At 49.9% G+C, this 9,888-nt stretch carries 10 protein-coding genes; 6 read left to right on the forward strand and 4 right to left on the reverse strand.

Features of this window, described 5'->3' with window-relative positions; translation table 11 throughout:
• The first annotated feature begins 24 nt into the window (after positions 1-24).
• The gene (locus LI114_RS03375) at positions 25-1,089 is read left to right on the forward strand and encodes a TraB/GumN family protein (protein WP_227219323.1); all 1,065 of its coding nucleotides are present in this window, start codon (positions 25-27) and stop codon (positions 1,087-1,089) included.
• A 122-nt stretch (positions 1,090-1,211) separates the two neighbouring features.
• Here LI114_RS03375 and grcA3 read toward each other — a convergent pair whose 3' ends face one another.
• The 3 genes from grcA3 to pflB all read right to left on the reverse strand — a co-directional run bounded on the left by grcA3 (position 1,212) and on the right by pflB (position 3,846).
• Entirely contained in the window at positions 1,212-1,454 is a 243-nt protein-coding gene (gene grcA3 / locus LI114_RS03380; RefSeq protein ID WP_022127613.1) for an autonomous glycyl radical cofactor GrcA3, read from the reverse strand.
• Positions 1,455-1,476: 22 nt separating this feature from the next.
• A complete protein-coding gene (locus tag LI114_RS03385; RefSeq protein WP_022127612.1) occupies positions 1,477-1,707 on the reverse strand; it encodes a hypothetical protein in 231 nt (76 codons plus the stop codon).
• Between the two features lie 63 nt (positions 1,708-1,770).
• Complete coding sequence (pflB, locus tag LI114_RS03390) at positions 1,771-3,846, reverse strand: formate C-acetyltransferase (RefSeq protein WP_227219325.1); 2,076 nt, start codon at positions 3,844-3,846, stop codon at positions 1,771-1,773.
• A gap of 540 nt (positions 3,847-4,386) precedes the next feature.
• On the opposite strand from pflB, the gene LI114_RS03395 reads away from it, so the two are divergent.
• On the forward strand, positions 4,387-5,214 hold the full coding sequence (locus LI114_RS03395) for an AraC family transcriptional regulator (protein ID WP_227219327.1): 828 nt from the start codon (positions 4,387-4,389) through the stop codon (positions 5,212-5,214).
• A 104-nt stretch (positions 5,215-5,318) separates the two neighbouring features.
• Here LI114_RS03395 and LI114_RS03400 read toward each other — a convergent pair whose 3' ends face one another.
• Positions 5,319-6,353: a cadherin-like beta sandwich domain-containing protein gene (locus LI114_RS03400; protein ID WP_227219329.1), complete on the reverse strand. Its 1,035-nt coding sequence runs from the start codon at positions 6,351-6,353 to the stop codon at positions 5,319-5,321.
• Between the two features lie 337 nt (positions 6,354-6,690).
• Between LI114_RS03400 and LI114_RS03405 the strand changes: the two genes are divergently transcribed.
• The 4 genes from LI114_RS03405 to LI114_RS03420 form a co-directional block, all read left to right on the forward strand.
• A complete protein-coding gene (locus LI114_RS03405) occupies positions 6,691-7,077 on the forward strand; it encodes a GntR family transcriptional regulator (RefSeq protein ID WP_227219331.1) in 387 nt (128 codons plus the stop codon).
• On the forward strand, positions 7,074-8,006 hold the full coding sequence (locus LI114_RS03410) for an ABC transporter ATP-binding protein (RefSeq protein ID WP_227219333.1): 933 nt from the start codon (positions 7,074-7,076) through the stop codon (positions 8,004-8,006). Before LI114_RS03405 ends, LI114_RS03410 begins: the two co-directional genes overlap by 4 nt.
• Positions 7,987-9,576: a hypothetical protein gene (locus LI114_RS03415; protein ID WP_227219335.1), complete on the forward strand. Its 1,590-nt coding sequence runs from the start codon at positions 7,987-7,989 to the stop codon at positions 9,574-9,576. Before LI114_RS03410 ends, LI114_RS03415 begins: the two co-directional genes overlap by 20 nt.
• A gap of 107 nt (positions 9,577-9,683) precedes the next feature.
• Positions 9,684-9,888 (forward strand): hypothetical protein (locus LI114_RS03420; RefSeq protein ID WP_227219336.1); only part of this gene is annotated, 205 nt, incomplete at its 3' end.

A 9,888-nucleotide genomic window follows, 5' to 3' on the forward strand; every position in this document is an offset into this window, starting at 1 on the left:
GCTGAGGTTAGAAAGGACATTTTGATGACATACAATTTCAAGAAGATAGCCGCAGCCTGCACCGCCGCAGTTCTCGCGCTTGCGCTGGCAGCCTGCGGAAATTCAGATAATTCGGATAAAGACAGCAAAGCCGCCTCGCAGACCGAGCAGACCGTTCCGCAGGTGACTTTGCAGCCAAGTTCGGAAGCGGAAAGCGCGGCGGACAGTTCCAGCGAAAGTGAGCCGACTTCGGAAGGGGAGTACGCCCCCGCAATGTGGCTCGTCACTTCGCCAAACGGCGGCAAGATGTACATGATGGGCAGTATGCACTATCTGCGCGACGAATGTTATCCGCTGCCCGACTATGTACAAAAGGCTTACGACGAGGCGGATACGCTCGCGGTGGAGTGCGACATCACCGACCGCACAGCTTCTTTCGCGGCTACGCTCGATAAGGCTGACCAGATGTATTATTCCGACGGCACGACCTTGCGCGACCACCTGGGCGACGAGATCTACGACAACCTAGAGGGCTACATGGCGGCGCACGACGAAAAGCTTTCGCTTTACGACCAGTACCGGCTTTGGTATCTCGATCAGGTGATCAGCGGTATGGCGGTGGAGGACGCTCAGCTTAAATCAAGCAAGGGTCTTGACATGAACCTGCTGCAATGGGCGCACGACGACGGCAAAGAGATATACGAAGTAGAGTCGATAACTTTTCAGATGGACTTGCTCGCGAATTTCTCTGAGGATATTTACAAGATAATGCTTTCGAGCTACTCCGCCGATTCGCAGGAGGAGCTCACGCAGAGCTACGAAGATCTTTATCAGGCGTGGCGCACGGGCGATACCGAAGCGATACTTGCGCTGAGCGACGGCGAAACCGAGCAGCTCGATAAAGACCAGCAGGCGGCTATGGACGATTACAACGACCAAATGCTTTACAGCCGCAACAAGGGCATGGCGGCTAAGGCGGAAGAGCTTATAGACGGCGAAAAGCGCACATTTTTCGTAGTGGGTGCGGCGCATTTCGTGGGCGACGGCGGAATAATCGACCTGCTTACGAAAGATGGCTACACCTGCGAGCGCGTTACAGAAGCAGAATAATGCAAGATACCGTTTCGATGATAATATCGGAACGGTACTTTTTTGCGCAAAAAAGCTCCCTCTGAAATTTCTCTCAGAGGGAGCGCTTTTTTATCTGCCTATATTATCAGATGATAAGATCATCAGATGGACTCGTGGAAGGTTCTGGAGATAACGTCGTCCTGCTGCTCTTTAGTCAGCTTGATGAAGTTTACAGCGTAGCCCGAAACTCTGATAGTGAGCTGGGGGTACTTCTCAGGATGCTTCTGCGCGTCGATAAGTGTTTCGCGGTTGAAAACATTTACGTTCAGGTGGTGTCCGCCCTTTTCTACATAGCCGTCGAGCAGTCCTACAAGATTATCTACTTGGTTCTTGGTTGCACTCATTTCTAAGCAACTCCTTTCATTATTATAAAAGCTCATCGTCCTCTTCTTCGGGCGAGGGCTCGTTCGGCTGCGCACACGCGCCGAGCTTTCCGCAATCGGTGGAATTTACCGTGGTAAAGGTTATACCCTCGTCCATATTGCTGAGGTCTACGGTTATCCTGCCTGTGCCGTCTGCTATCAGCTTATCTATTACCGATACCAGATCTTCCGGCTCGCCTATGCCGTTGTCCTCTTTTTTAAGAATATATCCCATTTTATCTCACCTCTTGCCCCGCCGCGTATTTCAGCCTGCGTTTATGCGAAAATGTGTTTTTTATTACTTATCCTCTGCCATAGCGTCAGCGATGCTCTGCACGTCGATGTCGCCCATGAATACCTGATCGTCCTTGCCGAGTGCGTCGGGGATGATGGAGAAGGTGTTGGAGATACCGTCCTGTGCGTGGCGGAAAGGCAGCTTAGCTACGCTGGAGAGCGAAGCGGCAGCGCCGTGAGTATCTCTGCCGTGCATCGGGTTAGCTCCGGGTGCGAGAGGCACGCCGATCTTTCTTCCATCAGGGGTCGAGCCGGTCTTTTTGCCGTATACGACGTTGGAAGTGATGGTGAGTATAGACATGGTGGGAACACCGTCGCGGTAGGTGTGGTGCTTTCTGATCTTGTTCATGAAGGTGCGTACCAGATCTACTGCTATCTTGTCAACTCTGTCATCGTTGTTGCCGTACTTAGGATAATCGCCTTCTACCTCGTAGTCGGTAACTATTCCGTTTTCATCGCGGATGCACTTTACCTTAGCGTACTTGATAGCGGAGAGCGAGTCTGCTACTACCGAAAGGCCTGCGATACCTGTTGCAAAGTATCTCTTTACATCTCTGTCGTGCAGAGCCATCTGCGCTCTTTCGTAGCAGTACTTATCGTGCATATAGTGGATAACGTTCAGGGTGTTTACATACAGACCTGCCAGCCATTCCATCATATCGTCGTAGCGCTCCATTACCTCATCGTAGTCGAGGTATTCGCTTGTGATCGGGCGGTACTTAGGGCCGACCTGTATCTTGAGCTTTTCGTCAACGCCGCCGTTGATAGCGTAAAGCATACACTTAGCGAGGTTAGCGCGTGCGCCGAAGAACTGCATTTCCTTGCCTATTCTCATAGAGGATACGCAGCAGGCGATAGCGTAGTCGTCGCCGTGGGTAGCTCTCATCATATCGTCGTTCTCATACTGGATGGAAGAGGTATTGATAGAGATCTTAGCGCAGTAATTCTTGAAGTTGATAGGCAGCTTTCTGCTCCAGAGTACGGTCATGTTAGGCTCGGGAGCAGGGCCGAGGTTCTCAAGTGTATGCAGGTATCTGAACGAGTTCTTGGTGACCATGTGCTCGCCGTCGATGGTAACGCCGCCGATCGACTCGGTTACCCATGTCGGGTCGCCGGAGAAGAGGGAGTTGTACTCGGGGGTACGAGCGAATTTTACCATTCTCAGCTTCATGATGAACTGGTCGATAAGCTCCTGCGCCTCTTCCTCAGTGAGTATGCCCTTTTCAAGGTCGCGCTGGATGTAGATGTCGAGGAAGGTAGAGGTCCTGCCGAGCGACATAGCCGCGCCGTTCTGCTCCTTAACAGCGGCGAGGTAGCCGAAGTACAGCCACTGTACAGCTTCCTTAGCGTTAGCAGCAGGCTTTGTGATGTCGCAGCCGTAGATCCTGCCCAGCTCAGCGATGTCGTCGAGAGCTCTCATCTGCTCAGCCAGCTCCTCGCGCAGACGAATGTTCTTAGAGGTCATTCTTACGAGCGAGGTGTCGATCTGGTCCTGCTTGTCCTCTTTGAGGAGGTCGATACCGTAAAGAGCAATTCTGCGGTAGTCGCCGATGATCCTTCCTCTGCCGTAAGCGTCAGGCAGACCGGTGATTATGCCGGCGTGTCTTGCAGCCTTCATCTCAGGGGTGTAAGCGTCGAAAACGCCCTGGTTATGGGTCTTGCGGTATTTGGTGAATATTTCAACTATTTCAGGGTCTACTTCGTAGCCGTTCTGCTTGCAGGCGTTTACAGCCATTCTGATACCGCCGAAAGGCTGCAGCGAGCGCTTCAGGGGCTTGTCAGTCTGAAGACCTACTATCTTCTCGAGTTCTTTGTCGATGTAGCCTGCGGGGTGTGAGGTGATGGTGGAAACGATCTTGGTATCCATGTCGAGAACGCCGCCCTTGGCGCGCTCCTGTTCAAAAAGGTCGAGCACTTCTGCCCACAGCTTCTTGGTGTCCTCGCTGGGGGGCGCCAGAAAGCTTTCATCGCCGTCGTAGGGGGTATAGTTCTTCTTAATAAAGTCGCGAACGTTTACCGAGCCGTTGCTCCATCTTCCCGGGGCAAAGCCCTCCCACTGCGCGCAAAACTTTTCTGTCAAATCAATCATTCCTTTCTTGATCGTATATGACCAACGTGTGGTTAGATATGGCTAACCCCACATGAATCATATAAAAATCCATATGCGGTATACATACACCCGCATATCATACATTTATAATAACACAATAAACTTGATATGTCAAGGGCGGGGAAAATTTTCTCATGTTAATTTATTTTGAACTATAAAAAAATACTTTTTTTGTGCATTTTGATGGCTGAGAAAAAAGCTTGTCGAAGCGCTGACGCATTATATAAGTCGATATTTTCGCCGCGTTTATAAATTTATGAAATCAGCGTTCGCTTTCCCGATATTGTACATATTACGCATTATATTTCCAATAACCGCGCGATTTATACAAAAAACTGATTTAATATATTTTTGTTTCATTAAATTATTATAATTCCTATTGACTTTTTTTCGGCAATGTGCTATAATCTTATTATAAGATATGAATTTATGAACCAAAACGAGGGGGCTTTTCTCTCGCTTTGGTCGCACCATATACATTTATATATTTACCCGCTGGAGGATATTGTCATGACGGATTTTTACTATCCTGTGCTAAATGACGAGGTCAATCTGCCGCTGTACGTTTTAGGCATCGGCGCGCGCGACCGCGAATTTCATTTTATAAGAGAAGAGGGCTACCCGAACCACCAGATAATCTACTGCGTGCGCGGAAGCGGCGTGCTGGTGCTGGAGGGCGAAGAGTACCCGATAAACGCGGGCGACGCTTTTTACCTGCCGCCGAATGTGCCGCACGAATATTACCCTACCGAAGAGATATGGGAAACTCACTGGATAACCTTTGAGGGCAGGGAAGTAGAGTCTGTAATGGAGTACATAAAGCTTGAAAAAGCTAAGGTCTTTCATATACACGACCTTAATTCGCTCGACGCTATCTTCAAGAAAATGCTCTACCTCATGCGCACCAATTACTACTACTGCGGTCAGCAGTGCTCGGCGCATCTGTACCAGTTTTTCATCGAGCTGAACCGCGTTGTAAATCTGCAAAACGGTTCTCACGACGGCGCTAAGCAAAATCAGCTTCAGCCTGTCATTGATTACATCAATAAGAATTACCGAAAGGATATTACCCTTACCGAGCTTTCAGTGCTGATAGATCTTTCGCCGCAGTATCTATGCAGGCTTTTTAAAGAGTGCTTAAATCTGCGTCCGTTTGAATATCTTGCCAGAAAGCGCATACAGCAGGCAAAGATGCTTCTGCTGGAGGATAAGAAAAACATCAACGAGATAGCGGCGGAGGTAGGCTATAACGACTGCTCGTACTTCTGCGCGGTGTTCAAGCGCCACGAGATGCTCTCGCCCGCCGAGTTTAGAAATCTGCATAAGAAATCTTCGTGAGCAGGTTTTGGCAGGTTAAAATATTCAATATCAAAGTAAGCCCAAGCGCTTGACGGCTTTATAAAGCAAAAATTTCCCCCGAACCAAAAGCTCGGGGGAATTTCTTATTTCAGTTTGTTTTTGCTCTTGCTTCTTATCCACACGATCAGTATGATTACTGCGAGTACTATCACGATCATCGCGACGTACATCGCGGGCATTATCTTGTCGCGAAGCTCCTGCACGCCTGTTTCGTCGGAGGGCGGCTTTGTCGCGCGGGAAGCGGTGCTGCTGCTCGCCTGCTGAGAAGTTATCTGCTCCTGCGGATCCTGCGAATCGTCAGGGTCATCGGTGTAGTCGGCGTTGTTGTCGCCGTCGGCAGTTTCGCGGTAGATGGTTACGGTGTAAACGTTCTGCGTGCCGTCGGGGGCTGTGACGGTTATCGTCTGCTGATTTACGCCGTCGGCGAGATATTTCGCGCCCTCGTACCATATACTGTCGTTCTCGCTCATGGTAACGCCCTCCAGCTCCAGCAGGTCAACTTCGTGCGGAACTGTTACGGTGTAGTCATATATGCCGGGCGAAAACTCGGGACGAAGCTCGCCTGTTTCCAGCGTAAGCGATTTGAGCAGAGCCTTGCCCGAAGTGTCAACGCTCTCGGTAGTATCCGCCGCCGATGAATCGCTCTCACCGTTAGAATCGTTAGCCGCGGCAGGGCCTACCGTGATCGTGGCGTATGCGGTGATGGCGGTGCTGAGCGCCGTGCCATCGGGGGTGAATACCGAGCCGTTAGTAAGATTTATCTGCGAGCTTCCCTCGGTCAGCGCTTTGAACCTCAGCGAAACTGTAAGGCTCTGCGCGGCGCTGTCGGGGAAGCCTTTTATATTTACTATACCGCCGCCGCCCGAAGCGGAATCGCCGCTGATAAATTCTATCGAATCTTCGCTGTACGTCATTGCCGCCTGCACCGTGCCTATCGTATCATCGGCGGTAAATTCCACGCTTATTTCAAACTCGCTGCCTGCGGGCACTGCGCCTTCGGGAATGTAGAAATTTCCGTGCGCCTCAGCCGAAGCGTGCAGCGGCGCGAGGAAGAGCGCCGTTATCATCATGAGCACAGCGGCGGCTAAAGATATGCCGCGCGTACTTTTTATCGTCATAATTTGATCTCCTTTTTAAGGTGCATAGGTAGTGTATCTTACTATATTATAATATATTTTCATCTTCAAGTCAACAGCTCTTGATTTGTGCGGAAGATACTGACAGCATATTTGTGAAAACAGGACTAATCACGGCGGCGGAATATGTGCATATCGCCGAAAATCATAGAGATATGCAAAAACCCTTGACAAATTGAACGAGCGGGAGTATAATATAACTGTACTATTACAGATAATACACTTAGTACACCTGATACACTGTACAGTTAGGGACAAAAAAGGACAACAAAAAAAAGACGGATCAAGTATCGAGTATGATAAGAAAGGAGCGGAGAACGTGATAACGCTGGATATTACAGGCAGAACGCCGATATACGAACAGATCTGCAAGTGCGTTTGTGCAGATATTTCGCTCGGCGCGCTGAAAAAAGACGATAAGCTGCCCGGCGCGAGGTCGCTCGCGAAAGAGCTGGGGCTGAACCCAAACACCGTCGCAAAGGCGTATGCGCGGCTGGAGCACGACGGTATAATCTACTCCGTGCCGGGCAAAGGGTGCTTTGTGGCAGAGCAGAAGGGCCACGCCGAAACGGCGCTCACACGCGGCTTTGAGGAGAAAACGCGTGAGGCTCTCGCGGCGGGCGTTCCGCAGCAAACGCTTATAGATATAGTAAAAAGCGTTGGCAGCGAGCTTATTGATGAAGTGAAGGAGGACGGAGCGAAATGATAGAGATAAAAAACGTATCGCTGACTTTTAAAGGCGGCGCTCTGGATAAGAAAAAAGATTTTACGGCGCTGGACGATGTTTCAATAACCGTGCCAGAAGGCTGCATATACGGCTTTCTCGGCTCTAACGGCGCGGGAAAATCTACCCTTATGCGCATGATCTGCGGCATTTACAAGACCGAGCAGGGAAGCATAACCATCGACGGCGAAGAGGTGTACGACAACCCAGAGGCTAAGAAAAAGATATTTTTCGTGAACGATGAAACGGTGCAGTACGCCGATTTCACGCTGGAGGGGCTGAGAAAGTATTACCGCAGCTACTACCCCGATTTTTCCGACGAGGTGTACGAGCGGCTGACGGCTAAGCTGGGTCTGCCGACAAACAAGCGCATGGCTGAGTTTTCAAAGGGAATGAAGCGGCAGGCGGTAGTTATTATAGGGCTTTCCTGCATGACAAAGTGCCTTATGCTCGACGAAGCTTTCGACGGACTCGACCCCGCTATGAGGAAAGTAGTAAAGGAAATGATAGTTGACGAAATGCTCGACCGCGGCGCAACTATGATAGTTTCCTCGCACAACGTTGCCGAGATAAACGAGCTTTGCGACCGCGCTATGCTGATACACAAGGGCAAGCTTATCTTCGCCGACGAGATAGACGAGATACGCAGCGGATTCAGAAAAGTACAGCTGGTGGACAAAAAGCGCGTTGTTCCGCGCGGCGAACTGGAGCTTATGGGTCTGCGCGTAATGGAATACAGCGCTACGGGCAGAGTAGCGCAGGCTATTATAAAAGGTACGGAAACTGAGATAGACGAGAAAATATCTTCCCTCGGCATAGACATTGCGGAAACTATACCGCTTACGCTGGAAGAGATATTTATTTACGAATTGCAGGCAAGGGGGTATGGAAATGTCATTTCAGAGAATTAAAAACGCGGCGTTTGCCGAAGTGCGCGTGCAGCGAAAAATGCTGCTGATAATAAACATACTTATGGGCGCGGGCGCGCTGACATATGGTCTGAACGGCATAGTTACCGCTATGCAAGACGGCGAGTTTTTTCCTTACGGCCTCTCGATAGTGCTTTTCCTCGCGGCGGCAGGCTGCGGATATTTCATTTGCAGCTCGCTTTTCAGCGATATGCACAACAGACAGCAGTGCGACATTACCCTCTCGCTGCCGATGACGGCGAACGAGCGCTACTTCTCTAAATTGATGGCGCTGACATTCATACAGATAATACCAGCGATATTCTGGACGGTACTGGCGAACGTTATGGTGATAGCGGGCTTTGCGGGCTACCACCGCGGAGTGGGCAATGCTGCGGAATACGCACTGCCGCTGACGCTGCTTTACCTTAGCGTTATCCTCTTTACCGCGGCAGTTTCGATATTTTGGAACTGCTGCTGCGGCTCGGCGGCGGAGAGCATATATTTCCCGATAATCACCGCGGGCATAATCACCGCGATGCCCTCCACCATGATATACACTATGGTAGAGAACTACGCCAGAGTATCTACCGGCTACATAAACGAGCATTTCCTTTCGCTTTGGTCGTATATGCCGCTTATTATGGTTGAGGAATACGACGCTAAGTGGTACAGCGTTTACACGTTTATAAACTGCCTTATCTCGCTGGCTGTGATATTCGCCTGCCTGCTGATATACAGAAAGCGCGACGGCAAGACAGTCGGCAGCCCGATAGTTTTCAGAAGCGCTTACTCGCTGATGATGCTTCTTGTTGTGTTCACGGTACTGGTGATATTCTACATGACCGGCATTTTCGGAATGGGTCTGGTAGTTGCCGCGCTGGTATATACTATTATAAATATAATAGTCAGCCGCGCTAAACTATCCGTCAAGAGCGTTTTGGTATGGCTGCTGAGATACGCCGCCGACTGCGTATGCTTCATAGCGGTGCTGGCGCTGGGCTATATTACCAACGGCTTCGGCTACAACGGTCTGGTAGCAAATCTGAAAAACGACGGCAGCCTTTATATCGACGTTTCGATGAATTACAACTATTTTGATGAAGATTACGGAAATGAAGTTTGGGGCGATTATAAAATAAGCGCCGACGCCAGCAAAAAGGACATCGAAAAGGTATTCGAGATCATATATGAGGCGAAAAGGCCGGATAAAAAGAGCATAAGCGATTTTTTGAAGAACTTCGGCAATGTTTATTACGATCCTTTCGATGAGTATGGCGATACGCTCGAGATATACATAAATTCGCGCAAGTATGAAGGCGATGATATGTACTACTCCGACACGGTTTACGATCAGACGATTTTCTACGAATCGGTGGACGATGTGAAAAAGGTCATCAGCAAGCTGAACGCTCTGCCATACCTCGAAAGACAGAATTACGATGATCTCGATGAATATTTGAATGACGACGGATATTACATCGACGAAAACGAGGACTACGACGAGATAGACGACAGCGAAGATACCGCCGATACCGAGGATACTATTACTGGATCGGAAACGGCAGAATAATTTTTAGGCGCTCTCCGCTGCGGGGGCGCTTTTTTTGTAAACACCGTTGACAAATTTCGACGGTGGTGATATAATTATTCTGACAGATATTATAGGAGGAAAATAATATGAACACAACGATAAAAAAACTGATAGCCCTGCCCGCAGCGGCGGCGATAATGTGCAGTACGGCGGCAATGCTCCCGAGCGCGGAGGTATACGGCGCGCCCGTTCAGACCGCGGCGGTGCTCGTCGAAGCGAACAACGGCTTGAACCCGCCCGCTTTGCGCGAGTACAAGGTCACCGCAAACAGCGCGACACTCTCATGGAAGC

Origin of the sequence: Ruminococcus sp. 210702-SL.1.03, from assembly GCF_020559915.1 — a bacterium.
GTDB lineage: Bacteria > Bacillota > Clostridia > Oscillospirales > Ruminococcaceae > YE71.

What these genes read in the sequence shown, in the direction of transcription:
- LI114_RS03375 (WP_227219323.1), top strand. Translation starts at nt 25, where the DNA reads ATGACATACAATTTCAAGAAGATAGCCGCAGCCTGCACCGCCGCAGTT.
- grcA3 (WP_022127613.1), bottom strand. Translation starts at nt 1,454, where the DNA reads ATGAGTGCAACCAAGAACCAAGTAGATAATCTTGTAGGACTGCTCGAC.
- LI114_RS03385 (WP_022127612.1), bottom strand. Translation starts at nt 1,707, where the DNA reads ATGGGATATATTCTTAAAAAAGAGGACAACGGCATAGGCGAGCCGGAA.
- LI114_RS03395 (WP_227219327.1), top strand. Translation starts at nt 4,387, where the DNA reads ATGACGGATTTTTACTATCCTGTGCTAAATGACGAGGTCAATCTGCCG.
- LI114_RS03400 (WP_227219329.1), bottom strand. Translation starts at nt 6,353, where the DNA reads ATGACGATAAAAAGTACGCGCGGCATATCTTTAGCCGCCGCTGTGCTC.
- LI114_RS03410 (WP_227219333.1), top strand. Translation starts at nt 7,074, where the DNA reads ATGATAGAGATAAAAAACGTATCGCTGACTTTTAAAGGCGGCGCTCTG.
- LI114_RS03415 (WP_227219335.1), top strand. Translation starts at nt 7,987, where the DNA reads ATGTCATTTCAGAGAATTAAAAACGCGGCGTTTGCCGAAGTGCGCGTG.